Below are 17,408 nucleotides of genomic sequence, written 5' to 3' on the forward strand. Positions count from 1 at the left end.
CGATCGTGTACGACTACGTCGTCGTGGGCGCGGGGTCCGCCGGATCCGTGCTGGCCAGCAGATTGTCCGAGGATCCGACGGTGACCGTGGCCCTGATCGAGGCCGGGCCGGCGGACACCGCCGAGGAGATCCATCTGCCGATCGCCTTCCCGTCCCTGTTCAAGGGCGCCTTGGACTGGGACTTCGACTCCGAACCCGAAGCGGGACTGCACCTCCGCCGGGCCTACCTGCCGCGCGGGCGCGTGCTCGGCGGGTCCAGCTCCATGAACGCGATGATCTACATTCGCGGGGCGCGCGCCGACTTCGACGCCTGGGCCGCGGGCGGCGCGGACGGCTGGAGCTACGACGAGGTGCTGCCGTACTTCCTGAAGGCCGAGGACAACGAGCGCGGCAAGGACACCTATCACGGCGCCGGCGGTCCGCTCTCGGTCAGCGACAGCCGCTCGGAACATCCACTGGCGGAAGCGTTTCTGCTCGCCGCCGAACAGGCCGGGCATCGGCGTAACGACGATTTCAACGGCGCCACCCAGCTGGGCGTCGGGCGTTATCAGCTGACCCAGCGCAATGGCATGCGCTGTAGCGCGGCGGTCGCCTACCTGCATCCGGCCGCGGTCCGTCCCAACCTGACCGTGCTCACCGATGCCCTCGTGCATCGGGTCGTGGTCGAGGACGGTCGCGCCACCGGTGTGGTGGTCGGGCGCGGCGGCGGCACGGAGGTCATCGCGGCGCGCCGGGAAGTCGTGCTGACCGCGGGCGCGTACGGATCGGCCCAGTTGCTGCTGTTGTCGGGCATCGGCCCGGCCGAGCAGTCGGCGGCGTTCGGATTCGATGTGGTCCGTGACCTTCCGGTCGGGCAGGGCATGCAGGACCACCTGTCGGTGTTCCTCAACTACCGCACCGATCGCGAGTCCCTGATGACCGCGCTCACGCCGGAGAATCTCGGCCTGTTGCAGTCGGCGGGCCGCGGGCCGCTGACCTCCAATATCGGTGAGGCCGGGGGATTCGTGGAGACCCGAACCGGATTGGCGGGCCCCGATATCCAGTTCCACATGGCCCCGGTGCTCTTCCACGGCGAAGGCATGGGCGTCGCGTCCGAGCACGGCTTCGCCTTCGGCCCGTGCCTGGTCGGCCCCGAGAGCCGTGGCACGCTCACCCTGCGTTCCGCGTCCCCGACGACCGCGCCCCGCATCCACCACAACTACCTCGCCACCGAGGCGGACCGCGCCGCGCTGATCGCGGGCCTGCGCGCGGCCCTCGAGATCGCCGCACAGCCCGCCCTGCGCGAGCTCACCACGGGCGAATTCCTCACTCCGGCAGGCGATTCCGACGCCGAGCTGCTCGATTTCGCAGCCCGCACCGCGCAGACCCTCTACCACCCGACCTCGACCTGCGCCATCGGCGCCGTCGTGGACCCGCGGCTGCGGGTGCTCGGCGTGGACGGTCTACGGGTGGCCGACGCGTCGGTGATGCCCTCGGTGGTCCGGGGCAATACCAACGCCGCCACCATCATGATCGCCGAGAAGGCCGCGGCCATGATCGGCGAGGACGCCGCCTCCGAGGGAGGCGACGCGTGAACCCCGCGACCACCGCCACCGCCGACACGATCGTCACCGCCCTGCGGAACGGCGAGATCCAATGGGCGCGTACCGCATTGTCCGCCCGGCGCGTACTGCTCGACCAGATCCACGCCAATACCGCCAGGTTCGCCCGGGAATGGATCGACACCGCGGCCCGCATCAAGCAGCTGCCCGAGGATTCCCCACTGCTCGGCGAGGAGTGGGTCAGCGGCCCCTACTCGCTGCTCACCGCGACCACCGCGCTGGCGGAATCACTGCTGGCGCTGGAGCAGGGCGACAGTCCGATCGACGGCTACCCGACGCACCCGGCGCCCGGTGATCGCACGGCTGTCGCGGTGTTCCCGCACGGCCTGTTCGACGCCTTGTTGCTCAACGGTTTCCATGCCGAGGTCTGGACCCGTCCGGGCGTCGACGCCGACACCGTGCGGGCCCGTGCGGGTCTCGGGCAGCGCACCCCGACCGCCACCGGTGGCATCGGCGTCGTGCTCGGCGCGGGCAATATCTTCTCCATCGCCCCGCTGGACGTGCTGTACCAGCTCTACGCCGACAACCGGGTGGTGGCGCTGAAGCTCAACCCGCTCACCGATCCGCTGCTGCCGGTCTTCGAGAAGATCTTCGCCCCGCTGATCGAACGCGGCTTCCTGCGGATCGTCACCGGCGGACCGGAGGTCGGGTCGGCGCTGGTCCACCATCCGGGCGTGAGCGCGGTGCACATGACCGGCAGCGCGGTCACCCACGACACGATCGTGTTCGGCTCCGGGACCGAGGGCGCGCGCAATCGCCTGGCGGGCACCCCGCTGCTGGACAAACCCATCACCAGCGAATTGGGCGGGGTCTCACCGGCGATCGTGGTGCCGGGCCGCTGGTCGGACGCCGACCTGCGCTACCAGGCCGAGCACGTCGCGACCCAGCGGTTGCACAACAACGGATACAACTGCGTCGCCGCGCAGGTGGTGGTGATCCCCGCCGACTGGCCGCAGAAGGACCGATTCCTCGACGAACTGCGGGCCGCGATCGAACGGGCGCCGCAGCGGCCCGCCTACTATCCGGGCTCGCCCGAGCGGGTGGCCGACGCGTGCGCCGCGTATCCCCGGGCGCAGCGGATCGGTGCGCGGGTCCTCATCGAGGGCATCACGCCCGATCGTGGTGAACCGCTGCTGCACACCGAGTACTTCGCACCGGTGCTCGGCGTGCTCGAACTGCCCGGCGCCGCGGCGGAATTCCTGGACCGCGCGGTTCAGGTCTGCAACGAGGAGATCGAGGGCACGCTCGGGGTGAACCTCATCGCCGACCCCGCGACCATCCGCCGGTTGGGAGCCCGATTCGAAGCCGCGGTCGCCGCGCTCCGGTACGGGACCGTCGCGATCAATGCCTGGACCGGCCTGGGCTACCTCACCGCCCGCGCCACCTGGGGTGCGTTCCCGGGGCACACCCTCGCCGACATCCAGAGCGGAATCGGCGTGGTGCACAACGGATTACTCATCGAGGACCCCGAACGCACCGTCGTGCGCGGTCCCTTCCGTCCGGCCCCGCGATCGCTGGTCCACGGCGAGTTCGCGCTGTCCCCGAAGCCGCCCTGGTTCGTCACCAACCGCACCGGCGCCACGACGCTGCGACGCCTGACCGGCTTCGCGCACAAGCCCGGATTCGCCGCCCTGCCGGGGATTTTCGCCTCCGCCCTGCGCGGCTGACCACCGGCACGCCGACCACGAAGCAAGAGAGAACCTCACCATGAGCCCTTCCCGTCGCCCCCGCGAGGTCCGCGCATGACCCGCACCCCGATCCGTCTCGCGCGCTCGCACAACCCCTTCGAAGAATCCGGCGTGGCTCTCGACGCAGCGGGCGTCCGGCGCTACACCGACCTGCCCGCGACACTGGTGGATGTGCTGCGGGCGCACGTCGACGCGCGCCCCGATGCCGAGGCGGTCGTCGAAGTCGGCGGCCGGCGACTGACGTACGCCGAACTGTGGGACGGCGCTGTGCGCGTGGCCGGTGGTCTGTACGCCGGCGGCGTGCGGCGCGGGCACCGGGTCGCCATCCGCTATCCGGCGGGCGTGAACTGGGTGCTCGCGTTCTGGGGCACCGTGCTGGCCGGCGGTATCGCGGTGCCGGTCAACACCAGGTCGACCGAGCCGGAGGTCCGGTACGTCCTCGACGACGCGGGCGCGACCGTGGAACTGACCGCCGAATCCCCACTGCCCGACGGCGAGCCGTACTTCGCGCACGATCTCGAACCGGACGACGTGGCGGCCATGTTCCACACCTCCGGCACCACCGGGCATCCGAAGGGTGTCTCGACCACACACGAGGCGTTCATCACCAACGCCGAGAACATGATTCGCTGTTTCGGCATCCCCCGCGACAGCGGGCCCGAACCGCGCACCCTGATCTCGGTCCCGCTGTTCCACGTCACGGCCTGCAATTCGCAGCTGCTGGTCACCGCGTACGCGGGCGGGGCCTCCGTGATCCTGCCCGCGCTGGATCTGCCCACCCTGATCGAGGTGCTCGAGACCGAGCGGATCTCGTTCGTCGTGACCGTGCCCGCCGTGTACTCGCTGCTGCTCCGGCATCCGGACTTCGCGGACGCCGACCTGTCCGCCGTCCGCATCGTCGGATACGGCGGAGCGCCGATCGCGCCCACGCTGGTGCGAGCGCTGACAGCGGCCTTCCCCCAAGCGTCGCTGCTGAACGGCTACGGGATGACGGAGACGGCGTCGCTGATCACCGTGCTGCCCCACCACGACGCCGCCGCGCACGCGGACTCCGTCGGGTACCCCGTCCCGTCGGTCGACCTCGGCATCGTCCCGATCGACACCGACCCGGCCGTCGGCGAACTGGTGGTCCGGGGTGCGAACGTCACCTCCGGGTACTGGAACAAGCCCGCCGCCACCGCCGACGCGCTCGTCGACGGCTGGCTGCACACCGGCGACATCGTGCGGGTCGACGAGGCCGGACGGGTGCACATCGTCGACCGGGTCAAGGACATCATCATCCGCGGCGGCGAGAACGTCTCGAGCGTCGAGGTGGAGGCCGTGCTGCTGTCGGCCCCCGGCGTCGCCGACGCCGCCGTGCTCGCGGTACCCGACGAGGTGATGGGGGAGAAGGTCGGCGCCGTCCTGTTCGGCGGCGAGGCGGACATCGACCTCGACGCGGTGCTCGGACACTGCCGAAACCATCTGGCCGACTTCAAGATTCCACAGTTCGCCGCCATCCACACCGAACCGCTGCCGCGTAACCCTGGCGGCAAACTCCTCAAGAACCAGCTGCGCGGGCAGGTGCGCTGGGGCGCACCGCTGCGCTAGCCGTCCGAACACCCACGAAGGAACACTTGTGACCCGACTCGATCTCACCGGTCGCACCGCGATCGTCACCGGAGCCTCCCGCGGCATCGGACTGGCCGTGGCGAAAGCGATCGCCGCGGCCGGCGGAAACGTCATCCTGACCTCGCGCACCCAGGAGTCCGCGGACGCCGCCGCCGCCGAAGTCGGCGGTACCGCGCTCGGCATCGCCGCACACGCCGTCGACGAGCAGGGGGCGCGGCGCTGCATGGACCTCGCCCTCGAATGGTTCGGCAGCATCGACATTCTCGTCAACAATGCCGGAACCAACCCGGCCTACGGCCCGGTCATCGATCAGGACCACGCCCGCTTCGCCAAGACCTTCGACGTCAACCTGTGGGCGCCGGTGCTGTGGACCGGGCTCGCGACCCGGGCGTGGATGGGCGAGCACGGCGGCGCCGTCGTCAATATGGCCTCGATCGGCGGCCTGGGCTTCGAACCGGATCTCGGCCTCTACAACGCGTCCAAGGCGGCGCTGATCCACCTCACCAAACAGCTGGCGCTGGAACTGTCGCCGCGAGTGCGGGTCAACTCGGTCGCACCGGGCGTCGTCCGTACCAAGCTGGCCGAGCAGTTGTGGAAACAGTATGAGGGACAGCTGAATTCGAGCACCGCGCTGGGCAGGATCGGCGAACCCGGCGACATCGGGTCCGCGGTCGCCTTCCTGGTGTCCGACGCCGCGAGCTGGGTCACCGGGGAGACCTTCGTGATCGACGGCGGACAGCGCCTCGGCGACGCCGTGCTGTTCCGGGCCGAGGCGCCGGCCCATGCCTGACACCCGCGCCCCGGCCGCCGTCGATGCCCCGGTCGCAGTCGATATCGAGGCGGTCGCCCGCTGGCTGGCGACGCTCGGCATCGAGTACGCGATGCCGCTGCGCCTGCGGCGAATCGGCCAGGGCTATTCGAACCTCACCTACCGCCTCACCGACGCCGAAGGCCGAGCCTGGGTGCTGCGCCGCCCGCCGCTCGGCCACCTCCTGACCACCGCACACGACGTGGTACGGGAGGCCCGAATCATGGCGGCACTGGCCGACACCGGCGTCCCGGCCCCCCGAATCCTCGGCGTCGCAGTCGATTCGGAGGTCGCGGATGTACCGGTCGTCCTGATGGAATTCGTCGACGGCGTCATCGTCGACACGATGGCGGCCGCCGAAGCGCTGTCCCCGGAACACCGCCTGCGCATCGCCCGGTCGATGCCCGCCACACTCGCCCGGATCCACGCCGTCGACCTCGCCGCCACCGGACTGACGGATCTCGCCGCCCACCGGCCCTACGCCCAGCGCCAGCTCAAACGCTGGGCCGCCCAATGGGAATCGTCCAAGACCCGCGAGTCGCCCGCACTGGACACGCTCACCCGGCGACTGGCGTCGGCCATCCCCGAACAACGCGAGATCAGCCTGGTGCACGGCGACTTCCACCTGCGCAACCTGATCACCGCGCCGGCGACCGGACAGATCACCGCGGTGCTGGACTGGGAACTGTCCACGCTGGGCGATCCCGTGGCCGACATGGGCAGCCTGCTCACCTACTGGCCCGAACCCGGGGAGCCGTCGTTCGGCATCCTCGAAGCGTCGACCCTGGCGGGATTCCCCGACCGCGCGGAGATGGCGCGACTGTATCTCGACGAGACCGGTCGTGACCCGGCGGCGCTGCGCTACTGGCACGCACTCGGGCTCTGGAAGCTGGCCATCATCGCCGAGGGCGTGCGGCGCCGGGCGCTCGACGAGGCGCACAACGAATCCGCCGCGGGCACCCCGACTCTCACCCAGATCGACGCCCTCGTCCAGCAGGCGAGCGAGGTCGCCGACACCGCGGGAAGATGAACCCCGTGCACCCGTTCGAGATCGAGATGCTCGAATTCGCCGCCGAGTGGGCTCCCTACGGCGGCAACGACGACGCGGCGTTCGTGCGCTTCGGGCTCACCCCCGAGGAGTTCCACCGCCGCCTCGCCCGTCTGCTCGTCACCCCGACCGCGCGGACGCTCGACAACGCGACCATCGCCCGGCTCCGGGCGCAATGCGCCGATCGTTCCGGCGGCCCGGCGCGGCGCTGACGAACGAGGAGGGCCCGCCTGAGATCTCAGGCGGGCCCTCCTCGTTCTCGGCTCAGTTGTAGGACTTGGCGACCCCGTCGAGGAGGTGTTCGAGGGTGTCGTAGTCGGGCGGGCTGACCTGGTTCACCAGGTTCGGGTCGACCGGGACCTGGTGGGCGGCGGTGGCTTTGGTGAACAGGCTCACGTCGGTCGGCCGGAAGCCGTGGTCGGCGGCCAGGCGCTGCAGGTCGGGGTCGGTGGTGAGGAGCTTGCCGAGCCGGTCGCCCTTGTCGTTGAACGGGACGACGGTGTGCTGCGACATCACCGTGGGCTTGGGGTACATCAGCACCATGTCCGGCTTGAGCTGGTCGTGCACCGCGGCGTCGACGTACTGGGCCTCGTAGATCCAGGCCATCGGGACGGTGCCCATGCCGTTGGCCAGGTAGTCCTTGAACGGCCCATCGCTGGAGGACTCGGTGTAACCCTGACGGGTGAACAGGCGTGAAACCCGCGACACCGCATAGTCTTCGGCCTTCGCGCCGCGCACGATGGTGTTGTCATTGGCCACGTAGGCGGTCACGGCCAGGTACATGGCGGCCGAGTTGGACGTGCGCGGGTCGGTGGTGGAGACCAGCACGTTCTTGGGCACCGAGTAGGCCGTGTTGCCGTCCAGCTGCGTCCACTGCACCCCCTTCTCGGCCAGCGACAGATACTTCTCGACGTCGAAAGTCGTTGTCGCGCCGGGCTGCACGATCCCGGCCTGGGTCAGCAGGTCCGCGATCGGCTTGAAGGTGGCGATGGCCATGGGGGAGGAGAACGGCACGTACTTGCCGCTCACCCCGCGCTGGCGCTGGATCCGCTCCGCCGCGGCCGAACTGGACGGAAACGCGAAGTCGTACTTGCCGAGATCCACCGAGGTCGCGATCTGCCGCGACCCCGCGGGCTCGACATCGACCTTGAATCCGTGCTTGCCCAGCGCGTCGACCACCTTCGGATCGTCGAAGAACGCCGACTTCTCCGACCCGACGACCCCGCGCACGGTGGTCAGCGCGGGCGCGGCCGTGCCGCCCTCGGCCGGCGAATCCGATTGCTGCACAGCCAGGATCACGCCCAGCGCGGTCACCGCGGCCACCCCCGCCGCCGCGACCCCCAGCACCTTCTTGTTCTCCACCAGCCGCGCGGGCACGAACCGCCCCGCCACCGCCGCGAACACGCTCGTGGTGTCCGCCGCGTGGCCGTCGGGCGAATCCTTCTCCCCGGTCTCGGCCACCGGCTCGGACTTGCTCAGATCGATCTGGCCCGCGGTGTTCTTGGAGCGTTTCGGATCCAATTCCCGACGCGCAATCCGTTCGACGAGAATCGGAACGAAATCTCGCACCGAATGCCCCTCGAACCGCTTGCGCACCGCACCCACCACGGCCTCGACCCGCTCCGGCGGATGCGCCTCGCCATAGGCGTCGACCAGGCGATTCGTTACCTCGCGTAGCGCCTTCTCTTCGCGTACGGCCTTTTCTTCCGGTGCAGCACCGACCGCCACAGCATCTCCCTCTCACCTCACACCGAATGTCGTTGCACGGCAAGAAGAAATGCGAAAAGAGCCGCGCCGCACAGACCCTATCGATCCCGGGTTGTGCCCGGTGATCGAGAACGGAAACGGAAGGTGCGGACGCGGCGAATTCCCGGTAACCCTGCGGACCGGTTTCCCGGTATCCGATCAGGCCTTACCGGGGAACGGCACGGTCACCGGGCTCGCGCCCAGGATGGACTGCCAAGTGGCAAGGCGCACAGCGCATTCGGTGAGCGCGTCGATCCCGGTGCGGCGCACGCCGGGATCGGTGGCGCGTTCCACCACCGCCCGCCAGGAGGCCGCGGCGTCGGATTCCACGGTCACCGCCAGCTTCGCCGCCGGGATCGGATCGTTCACCGGGAACGGCGCGGTGTAGGCGGCGGCCGGTTCGGGAACCGTCGCGCCGTCGGCCCGCAACGCGTCGATGGTGGCGTCGCGCCGGGCCCGGTGCGCGGCGGTGAACTCGGCCACCAGCTTGTCCCGGTCGTGGTTGGCGTAGGCGGCGATCACGCCGTAGGCGTAGACCGCCGCGTACTCGGCGCTCAGGGCATCGATGAGCGCCTGCTGATCGAGGGTGGTCATGCGAGAAGGACTCCTGCGTGGGTGCCGCAGCAGGCGCTGATCGAGGCCAGCAGCCCGGCGCGGAATCCGGAGAGGGAGATGGACAGGTCGGCGGCCGAACGCTGCGAGGCGCTCAGCTGGGTGCGCAGCGACGCCACCGACGTCGGGCTGATAACGGCGATCGCGGTGGGCGGCGGGGTGCGGCGGCTGGGGGTGGTGCCGTCGCCGTAAACGCCGATGGCACGGTCGATTTCGGTGCGCAGCGCCTGCGCGTGTGCGGTGCGCTGATCGGCGATGGTCTTCAGGGCGCCCGCCCGATCGGGGGTGGTCGCGATGGCCTCGGTGGCGGCGGCGGCATCGGTGAGCGCCGCGGTCTCCTGCGCCAGCAGTGGATCCGGCGCGGCCGGCTGCTCGTTCTTCGTACACGCGGCCGACGCGCCCGCGGCGGCCGCCACCAGCAGACCGCCCCCGGCCAGCCGCAGCGCGGAGCGCCGATTCACCGCGGCGTCGGACCGGGGTGAGGAAATCGGGGTGGGGGCGGAGCCGGTTCGGTCCGGCTGGACCGTGAGACCGACGACATCGGCCACGAGGCCGCTCTGACTGCTGGGCACGGATACATGGTGCCAGCCGTCGCGGACAGCTTGCTGCGCGAGGGCGGTCGGATAGGCTGTGATCAGCGACGACGGGCAACCGTCTTGGGCGCGTCGCTCTCGACGCGCCAGCGGCACCGCACGGCCGACCATGCCGAACTCAGGCGGGTCGGCTGGTCCTTTACACTCTTTCAGCGCGTTACGCTAGACCTTCGGCCCGGTATTTCGCCGAAGCAGACAACTCAACCCGTGACAACTGAACCAGGAGCCGCCCCATATGCCGATGCCGACCGAGGAAAGGGTGAGCCAGCTAGTTGCTGAGCTCGTCGAACGCCGAGGATTCGACCTCGAAGGCGTCGCGATCTCGGCTGCCGGTCCAGCGAGCAAGGTCAAGGTGACCGTCGACAGCGACGGATCCCCGGACCTGGACGCGGTCGCGGAACTGAGCTCGGAGATCTCGCAGACCCTCGACGACGCCGGTGACTTCGGCGAGACCCCGTATCTGCTGGAGATCACCACCCCCGGCATCGACCGGCCCCTCACCACCCCGCGGCACTGGCAACGCGCGCAGGGCCGCAAGGTCAAGATCACCCTGGCTCCCGGCGCCGAATCACCGGAGGAGAAGGGCAAATCCACGTTCGAGGCCAGGGTCGGCGTCCTCACCGACACCGACATCGCCCTGGTCCTCGGCGGCAAGCGGAAGCCACACCGGGTGACGGTGCCGCTCGCCGACATCAACTCGGCCGTCGTCCAGGTGGAATTCACTCCGCCCGGCGTGGCCGAGCTGGAGCTCGCGGGGGGAGTAGCGCCGGGCCGTCCCCAGCCGGGCGCCCGGGAGGACAACGAAACCGAAACAACAGAATCCGATTCACTGACCGAAGGGATCGTGGAATGAACATCGAAATCGAAGCCCTGCGCGCGATTGTCGCCGACAAGGGGATCTCGATGGAGACGGTGATCTCCGCGATCGAGTCCGCGCTGCTCACCGCCTATCGGCACACCGAGGGCCACCAGCCCAACGCCCGCATCGACATCAACCAGAAGACCGGTGTCGTGCGCGTGATGGCCCGCGAGGTCGACGCCGACGGCAATGTCATCTCCGAATGGGACGACACCCCCGAGGGCTTCGGCCGCATCGCCGCCACCACCGCCCGCCAGGTGGTGCTGCAGCGGCTGCGCGACGCCGAGAACGAGAAATCCTTCGGCGAGTTCTCCACCCACGAGGGCGACATCGTCGGCGGCGTGGTGCAGCGCGACGCGCGCATGAACGCCCGCGGCACCGTCGTGGTCCGCATCGGCTCGGAGGCCCATGGCGCCGAAGGCGTCATCCCGCCCGCCGAGCAGGTGCCGGGCGAGACCTACGAGCACGGCGACCGCATCAAGTGCTACGTGGTCGGCGTCTCCCGCGGCCCCCGCGGCCCGCAGATCACCCTCTCGCGCACCCACCCGAACCTGGTGCGCCGCCTGTTCGCGCTCGAGGTCCCCGAGATCGCCGACGGCTCGGTCGAGATCGTGGCCGTGGCCCGCGAGGCCGGGCACCGCTCGAAGATCGCGGTCCGCTCGACCGTGCCGGGCGTCAACGCCAAGGGCGCGTGCATCGGCCCGATGGGTCAGCGTGTGCGCAACGTCATGAGCGAGCTGGCGGGCGAGAAGATCGACATCATCGACTACGCCGAGGACCCGGCCGCCTTCGTCGGGAATGCGCTGTCCCCGTCCAAGGTTGTGTCGGTGACGATCGTGGACCCCGACGCCCGCGCCGCGCGCGTGGTGGTCCCGGACTTCCAGCTCTCCCTCGCCATCGGCAAGGAGGGCCAGAACGCCCGCCTGGCGGCCCGGCTCACCGGCTGGCGGATCGACATCCGCTCGGACGCGGCGGCCGACCCGCAGGGCGGCGCGCGTCCCGCGGCGGCGACCGGCGGCTCCGACACGCACCGCAACTGAGGGTCGCGACGGCCGGGATCGAGGCGCCACGGTAGCTCGGTCACGGCCGTCCGACACCGGGCTGATCTTGCTCGATGAGTCCGGCCCGGTCGGAAATGGATTTGTGAAACAGACCCCTGGGATGACAGCTTGGTAACTTCCAAGGGGTACGGATGCGGAGATCGGGACGTGAGAGCGGTAGAGTGGACGCAGGCTCAGCGCGAGTCTTCGACTTCTCCGCGCGCCGAGCGGGTGCCGGCACCATCAGCACCCGTCCGGACCTGCATCGGATGTCGCAGACGCGAGCTGGCTGCCGATCTGATGCGGGTCGTGGCGCAAGGGTCTGCCGAGAGTGGGCAAACCCTTGTGGTCGTTCCGGATCCGCGGCGCAGACTTCCCGGAAGGGGTGCTTGGTTGCACCCCTCTTCGGTTTGTCTGAGTCAAGCAGTTCGGCGCCGAGCAATCGGCAGAGCACTACGAGTGTCCGGACATCTGGATATCTCAGCCCTGGAGCATTACGTAGAGAACAGGCACGAGCACTCATGAGCACACCGTGAAGTCCCAGAAATGATCGGCCTTCGAAATTAGTCGAGGTCGTGCGGACGCCCCGTTGTAAGCGGGCTGTCACGCTCGGCCTCTGAGTGAGGAGAGCAGTGGCAGGCAAGGCCCGCGTGCACGAGTTGGCAAAAGAACTCGGTGTCACGAGCAAAGAACTACTCGCGCGGCTCAAGGAGCAGGGCGAGTTCGTGAAGTCGGCGAGCTCGACGGTGGAAGCACCTGTCGCGCGCCGACTGCGGGAGTCGCTCGCACCCAAGAGCGCCCCCTCCGGTGCCGCCAAGCCGGCGGCCCCCAAGCCCAGTGGTGACAGCACCCCGCGTCCGGCCGCCAAGCCGGCCACCCCGGGTGCCGGTCCCCGTCCCGGCCCGCGTCCGACCCCGGCGGCTCCGGCCCCCGCGGCTCCGGCTCCGGCCCCCGCCGCACCGGTGGCTCCGGCCGCCCGTGCCGAATCGCCCGCGACCCCGGCCGCTCCCGCAGCGCGTCCGGCTCCGGGCAGGCCCGGAGAGGCGCCGGCCGTGAAGCCCGCGGCTCGCGAAAACGCTGCTCCGGCAGCCGCTTCCGCGTCTCCGGCGCCGTCCGCTCCGGCTCCGCAGGCCCCGCGTACCGACGCTCCGCGTCCGGGCGCTCCGGCCCCGCGTCCGGCGCAGCAGGGCGGCGCCCCCGCCCCGCAGTCCGGCCCGCGTCCGGGTGGCCCGAAGCCGGGTCCGAAGCCGCCGCGTGTCGGTAACAACCCCTTCTCTTCCGCGCCCGAGCGTCCCGCGCCGCGTCCGGCCCCTCGTCCGGGTCAGCCGCAGGGTGGTCCGCGTCCGGGTCAGGGCCAGGGTGGCCCGCGTCCGGGTCAGCCGCAGGGCGGCCCGCGTCCGGGTCCGGGTCAGGGCGGTCCCCGTCCGGGTCCCGGCCAGGGCGGTCCGCGCCCCGGTCCCGGCCAGGGTGGTCCCCGTCCGGCCGCTGCCGGTCAGGGCGGTCCCCGTCCCGGCGGTCCGCGTCCCAGCCCCGGTTCGATGCCCCCGCGGCCGAACCCGGGTGCCATGCCCGCTCGCGCTCAGCGTCCGGCCGGTCCGGGTGGCGCAGGCCGTCCGGCGCGTCCGGGTGGTCCGGGCGCCGGCGGCGGCCGTCCCGGTGGCGGTGGCGGCGGTTACCGCGGTGGCGGCGCTCCCGGTGCGGGTGGCGGCGCTGGCGCCGGTGCCGGTGCCGGTGGCGGCACGGGTGCTCCCGGTGGTTTCCGGGGTCGTCCCGGTGGTGGCGGCGGTGGCCGTCCGGGTTCCGGTGGCGGTCGCGGCGGTGCCGCGGGTGCGTTCGGACGTCCGGGTGGAGCTCCGCGTCGTGGCCGTAAGTCGAAGCGGGCGAAGCGCGCCGAGTACGAGAACCAGCAGGCGCCCATCGCCGGTGGCGTGCGGCTGCCGCGCGGCAACGGTGAGATCGTGCGTCTCGCCCGTGGCGCGTCGCTGTCCGACTTCGCCGAGAAGATCGGCGCCAACCCGGCCTCGCTGGTCCAGGCGCTGTTCAACCTCGGTGAGATGGTCACCGCGACCCAGTCGGTGAACGAGGAGACCCTCGAGCTGCTGGGTTCGGAGATGAACTACGTCGTGCACGTGGTCTCCCCGGAGGACGAGGACCGCGAGCTGCTCGCCAACTTCGACCTCACCTACGGCGAGGACGACGGCGACGAGGAAGACCTGCAGGTCCGTCCGCCGGTCGTGACCGTCATGGGTCACGTCGACCACGGTAAGACCCGACTGCTGGACACCATCCGTAAGGCCAACGTCCGTGAGGGCGAGGCCGGCGGTATCACCCAGCACATCGGCGCCTACCAGGTCGAGGCCGAGGTCAACGGCGACGAGCGCACCATCACCTTCATCGACACCCCCGGTCACGAGGCGTTCACCGCCATGCGTGCCCGTGGTGCGAAGGCCACCGACATCGCGATCCTCGTGGTCGCGGCCGACGACGGCGTCATGCCGCAGACGGTGGAGGCCATCAACCACGCGCAGGCCGCGGACGTGCCGATCGTGGTGGCGGTCAACAAGATCGACAAGGAAGGCGCGAACCCGCAGAAGATTCGCCAGCAGCTGACCGAATACGGTCTGGTCGCCGAGGAATACGGTGGCGAGACCATGTTCGTGGACATCTCGGCGAAGCAGGGCACCAACATCGAGTCGCTGCTCGAGGCCGTGGTCCTGACCGCGGACGCCGCCCTGGATCTGCGCGCCAACCCGAACATGGACGCGCAGGGTGTGGCCATCGAAGCCCACCTCGACCGCGGCCGTGGCCCGGTGGCGACCGTGCTCATCCAGCGCGGCACCCTGCGGGTCGGCGACTCGATCGTGGCGGGCGACGCCTACGGTCGCGTGCGCCGCATGGTCGACGAGCACGGTGACGACGTCGAGGCGGCCCTGCCGTCGCGGCCCGTCCAGGTCATCGGTTTCACCTCGGTGCCGGGCGCAGGCGACAACCTGCTCGTGGTCGAGGAAGACCGCATCGCGCGTCAGATCGCCGACCGCCGCAACGCTCGCAAGCGCAACGCCCTGGCCGCGCGCAGCCGCAAGCGGATCTCCCTGGAAGATCTGGATGCCGCTCTGAAGGAGACCTCGGAGCTGAACCTGATCCTCAAGGGCGACAACTCCGGTACCGTCGAGGCCCTCGAAGAGGCGCTGCTCGGTATCGATGTCGGCGACGAGGTGCGTCTGCGCGTCATCGACCGCGGTGTCGGTGGCGTCACCGAGACCAACGTCAACCTGGCGTCGGCGTCGAACGCGATCATCATCGGGTTCAACGTCCGCGCCGAGGGCAAGGCGACCGAGCTGGCGAACCGCGAAGGCGTGGACATTCGCTACTACTCGGTCATCTACCAGGCGATCGACGAGATCGAGAAGGCCCTCAAGGGTCTGCTCAAGCCGATCTACGAGGAGCACGAGCTGGGTCGGGCGGAGATCCGCCAGATCTTCCGCTCCTCCAAGTTCGGCAACATCGCGGGTTGCTGGGTGCTCTCGGGTTCGGTCAAGCGCAACGCCAAGGCGCGCCTGATCCGCGACAACGTCGTGGTCGCCGAGACCACCATCCAGTCGCTGCGTCGTGAGAAGGATGACGTGACCGAGGTCCGCGAAGGCTACGAATGTGGTCTGACCGTCGGGTACAACGACATCAAGGAAGGCGACATCGTCGAGGCCTACGAGCTGCGCGAGAAGCCGCGCGACTAGGCGAAAGCAGTACGCGATCCCGCCGGACCTTCGGGTCCGGCGGGGTTGTGCCCCTTACCTTTCCGGGTAACTGTGCGCGCATTCCCCGGGGCGCGTTCATATGACTGAAAAGATGTTCTTCGGAGCGCTCGAGTTCGATATCTTGCTCGGTGATGTGCATTCACTGAAAGAGAAGCGCTCTGTCATCCGCCCCATCCTCGCGGACCTGAAACGGTTCGATGTGAGTGTCACCGAGGGCGGAGATCATGACCGTTATCGACGGTCATTGCTCGGTGTGGCAATGGTCAGCTACGGCATGAACCACCTGACCGAGGTGCTGGACAAGTGTGAACGGCACGTCGCCAATCGTCCGGAGTTAGAGTTGCTGTCGGTACGCCGCCGCATCTTCGGACCCGAAGACTGAAGAAGTGAGGAGCGCTCTCATGGCTGACCAAGCCCGAGCACGCCGACTCGCGAAGCGCATCTCGTCCATCGTCGCCACGGCGATCGAGTACGAGATCAAGGATCCGCGACTGCGGTTCGTCACCGTCACCGATTCCAAGGTGACGGGGGATCTACGCGAGGCGACAATTTTCTACACCGTCATGGGTGAAACCATCGACGCCGAACCCGATTACGCGGAAGCCGCGGCCGGTCTGAAGGCCGCCGCCGGCATCCTGCGGTCCAAGGTGGGCGCGGGCACCGGGGTGAAGTTCACCCCCACCCTCGCGTTCAAGCTCGACACCGTGCCCGACGCGGCGCGCGAGATGGAAGAGCTGCTGTCCAAGGCCCGCGCCAGCGACGCGCGGGTCGCGCAGGTCGCCGTCGGCGCGAGCTACGCCGGTGACGAGGACCCGTACAAGAGCGAAGAGGACGAAGACGACGACGAAGCCTGACCCCCGGTGACCCCCGTCGACGTCACCCCGGCGGTCGAGATTCTCGACGCCGCGAAGTCGGTGACCATCCTGTGCCATATCCAGCCCGATGCCGATACCGTCGGCAGCGGGCTGGCGTTGGCGCAGGTCCTGCGTCGGCGCGGGGTCCCGGTCGTCGTCTGCTTCGCCGAACCGGACCGGTTGCCGGTGTCCATGCGGTCGCTGCCCGGCACCGATCTGCTGGTCGGGCCCGATCAGGTCCCGGCCGAGACGGATGTGCTGGTCACGGTGGACTGCGGCAGCGCGGATCGGCTCGGTGTGCTGCGGGACCGATTGGCCGGTGCCGCAACCACTCTGGTGATCGATCATCACCGCTCCAACACCCGCTTCGGCGCGGTGAACATCGTCGACGAGTCCGCCGAGTCGACCGCGGGTGTCATCGCCCGCATCCTGGACTCCTGGTCCGAGCCGCTGGACGCGAACATCGCGCACTGCCTCTACGCCGGACTGGTCACCGACACCGGCTCGTTCAAATGGGTGCGGCCGGGCTCGCACGCCCTGGCCGAACGGCTGCTGGCCACCGGCATCGACGGCGCGGCCATCACCCGCACCCTCATGGACACCCATCCCTTCGCGTGGCTGCCGATGCTGTCTCGGGTGCTCGGGTCGGCGCAGTTGCTGCCCGACGCGGCCGGGGGAGCGGGCCTGGTCTACGCGGTGGTCCGCCGCGAGGACACCGAGGCCGTCCGGTCCGAGGAGGTGGAGAGCGTCATCGACCTCATCCGCACCGCCGCCGAGGCGCAGGTCGCCGCCGTATTCAAGGAATCGCGGACCGAACCGGACCGATGGACGGTGTCCCTGCGCTCCCACGCCAACGCCGACGGCACACCCGGCGTCGATGTGGCCCGGGTGGCGGTATCGCTCGGCGGCGGCGGCCACCGCTACGCCGCCGGATACAGCGCGACCGGATCGCAGGACGACCTGCTCGAGACACTGAAATCCCGCTTGAGCGACTGAGCCCACGGCCCGGTCGGGTCGTGAATCGCCGCACCGTACGGTTGGTCCAGCGCAGTAGCGCTGGTTGCGGATCTCCTTGTGCCGCAGTAGGTTTCGCGCCTCACCCTCGCCCTGGCGATCACCACCGCGATCGCCACCTCCACCGCCGCCACCGCCCTGGCCGCAGACTCGGCCGTGCCCAGCGGTGGCAAGTGCGG

The 17,408-nt window shown here is 69.9% G+C and carries 16 protein-coding genes; 13 read left to right on the plus strand and 3 right to left on the minus strand.

Annotation, left to right across the window (positions count from 1 at the left end):
• Positions 1-5: 5 nt before the first annotated feature.
• From ABZ382_RS24740 to ABZ382_RS24765, 6 genes are all read left to right on the plus strand, one after another.
• A complete protein-coding gene (locus ABZ382_RS24740) occupies positions 6-1,574 on the plus strand; it encodes a GMC family oxidoreductase N-terminal domain-containing protein (RefSeq protein WP_357093037.1) in 1,569 nt (522 codons plus the stop codon).
• Positions 1,571-3,268 (plus strand): aldehyde dehydrogenase family protein, encoded by a 1,698-nt coding sequence (locus tag ABZ382_RS24745; RefSeq protein ID WP_357093039.1) that lies wholly within the window; start codon positions 1,571-1,573, stop codon positions 3,266-3,268. The genes ABZ382_RS24740 and ABZ382_RS24745 overlap by 4 nt, the downstream gene beginning before the upstream one ends.
• A gap of 75 nt (positions 3,269-3,343) precedes the next feature.
• On the plus strand, positions 3,344-4,879 hold the full coding sequence (locus ABZ382_RS24750; RefSeq protein WP_357093042.1) for an AMP-binding protein: 1,536 nt from the start codon (positions 3,344-3,346) through the stop codon (positions 4,877-4,879).
• 28 nt (positions 4,880-4,907) lie between these two features.
• Positions 4,908-5,690, plus strand: a complete 783-nt coding sequence (locus ABZ382_RS24755; RefSeq protein WP_357093045.1) for an SDR family oxidoreductase — start codon at positions 4,908-4,910, stop codon at positions 5,688-5,690.
• On the plus strand, positions 5,683-6,738 hold the full coding sequence (locus tag ABZ382_RS24760; RefSeq protein ID WP_357093048.1) for a phosphotransferase family protein: 1,056 nt from the start codon (positions 5,683-5,685) through the stop codon (positions 6,736-6,738). The genes ABZ382_RS24755 and ABZ382_RS24760 overlap by 8 nt, the downstream gene beginning before the upstream one ends.
• A 5-nt stretch (positions 6,739-6,743) precedes the next feature.
• The gene (locus ABZ382_RS24765) at positions 6,744-6,968 is read left to right on the plus strand and encodes a DUF3263 domain-containing protein (protein WP_357093050.1); all 225 of its coding nucleotides are present in this window, start codon (positions 6,744-6,746) and stop codon (positions 6,966-6,968) included.
• Positions 6,969-7,020: 52 nt separating this feature from the next.
• Here ABZ382_RS24765 and ABZ382_RS24770 read toward each other — a convergent pair whose 3' ends face one another.
• The 3 genes from ABZ382_RS24770 to ABZ382_RS24780 all read right to left on the minus strand — a co-directional run bounded on the left by ABZ382_RS24770 (position 7,021) and on the right by ABZ382_RS24780 (position 9,686).
• Positions 7,021-8,484, minus strand: a complete 1,464-nt coding sequence (locus ABZ382_RS24770) for a three-helix bundle dimerization domain-containing protein (RefSeq protein ID WP_357093053.1) — start codon at positions 8,482-8,484, stop codon at positions 7,021-7,023.
• A gap of 177 nt (positions 8,485-8,661) precedes the next feature.
• A complete protein-coding gene (locus ABZ382_RS24775; protein ID WP_357093056.1) occupies positions 8,662-9,096 on the minus strand; it encodes a ferritin-like domain-containing protein in 435 nt (144 codons plus the stop codon).
• The gene (locus tag ABZ382_RS24780; RefSeq protein ID WP_357093059.1) at positions 9,093-9,686 is read right to left on the minus strand and encodes a hypothetical protein; all 594 of its coding nucleotides are present in this window, start codon (positions 9,684-9,686) and stop codon (positions 9,093-9,095) included. The genes ABZ382_RS24775 and ABZ382_RS24780 overlap by 4 nt, the downstream gene beginning before the upstream one ends.
• A gap of 262 nt (positions 9,687-9,948) precedes the next feature.
• Between ABZ382_RS24780 and rimP the strand changes: the two genes are divergently transcribed.
• The 7 genes from rimP to ABZ382_RS24815 all read left to right on the plus strand — a co-directional run bounded on the left by rimP (position 9,949) and on the right by ABZ382_RS24815 (position 17,211).
• On the plus strand, positions 9,949-10,560 hold the full coding sequence (rimP, locus tag ABZ382_RS24785) for a ribosome maturation factor RimP (RefSeq protein ID WP_357093392.1): 612 nt from the start codon (positions 9,949-9,951) through the stop codon (positions 10,558-10,560).
• Positions 10,557-11,606: a transcription termination factor NusA gene (gene nusA / locus ABZ382_RS24790; protein ID WP_357093062.1), complete on the plus strand. Its 1,050-nt coding sequence runs from the start codon at positions 10,557-10,559 to the stop codon at positions 11,604-11,606. The genes rimP and nusA overlap by 4 nt, the downstream gene beginning before the upstream one ends.
• Before the next feature lie 231 nt (positions 11,607-11,837).
• On the plus strand, positions 11,838-12,131 hold the full coding sequence (locus ABZ382_RS24795; RefSeq protein ID WP_357093395.1) for a YlxR family protein: 294 nt from the start codon (positions 11,838-11,840) through the stop codon (positions 12,129-12,131).
• 107 nt (positions 12,132-12,238) lie between these two features.
• Complete coding sequence (gene infB / locus ABZ382_RS24800; protein ID WP_357093065.1) at positions 12,239-15,340, plus strand: translation initiation factor IF-2; 3,102 nt, start codon at positions 12,239-12,241, stop codon at positions 15,338-15,340.
• A gap of 112 nt (positions 15,341-15,452) precedes the next feature.
• Positions 15,453-15,743, plus strand: coding sequence for a DUF503 domain-containing protein (locus ABZ382_RS24805; RefSeq protein ID WP_357093398.1), 291 nt, complete (start codon positions 15,453-15,455; stop codon positions 15,741-15,743).
• 19 nt (positions 15,744-15,762) lie between these two features.
• Positions 15,763-16,215: a 30S ribosome-binding factor RbfA gene (rbfA, locus tag ABZ382_RS24810; RefSeq protein ID WP_357093068.1), complete on the plus strand. Its 453-nt coding sequence runs from the start codon at positions 15,763-15,765 to the stop codon at positions 16,213-16,215.
• Positions 16,216-16,221: 6 nt separating this feature from the next.
• A complete protein-coding gene (locus ABZ382_RS24815; RefSeq protein ID WP_357093071.1) occupies positions 16,222-17,211 on the plus strand; it encodes a bifunctional oligoribonuclease/PAP phosphatase NrnA in 990 nt (329 codons plus the stop codon).
• Positions 17,212-17,408 lie beyond the last annotated feature (197 nt).

Origin of the sequence: Nocardia sp. NPDC005825, from assembly GCF_040630175.1 — a bacterium.
Taxonomy (GTDB): domain Bacteria; phylum Actinomycetota; class Actinomycetes; order Mycobacteriales; family Mycobacteriaceae; genus Nocardia.

Bases quoted from the DNA above. Each gene is read 5' to 3' on its own strand.
- ABZ382_RS24750 (WP_357093042.1), top strand. From the start codon at position 3,344: ATGACCCGCACCCCGATCCGTCTCGCGCGCTCGCACAACCCCTTCGAA.
- ABZ382_RS24805 (WP_357093398.1), top strand. From the start codon at position 15,453: ATGTTCTTCGGAGCGCTCGAGTTCGATATCTTGCTCGGTGATGTGCAT.
- ABZ382_RS24775 (WP_357093056.1), bottom strand. From the start codon at position 9,096: ATGACCACCCTCGATCAGCAGGCGCTCATCGATGCCCTGAGCGCCGAG.
- rimP (WP_357093392.1), top strand. From the start codon at position 9,949: ATGCCGACCGAGGAAAGGGTGAGCCAGCTAGTTGCTGAGCTCGTCGAA.
- rbfA (WP_357093068.1), top strand. From the start codon at position 15,763: ATGGCTGACCAAGCCCGAGCACGCCGACTCGCGAAGCGCATCTCGTCC.
- ABZ382_RS24760 (WP_357093048.1), top strand. From the start codon at position 5,683: ATGCCTGACACCCGCGCCCCGGCCGCCGTCGATGCCCCGGTCGCAGTC.
- nusA (WP_357093062.1), top strand. From the start codon at position 10,557: ATGAACATCGAAATCGAAGCCCTGCGCGCGATTGTCGCCGACAAGGGG.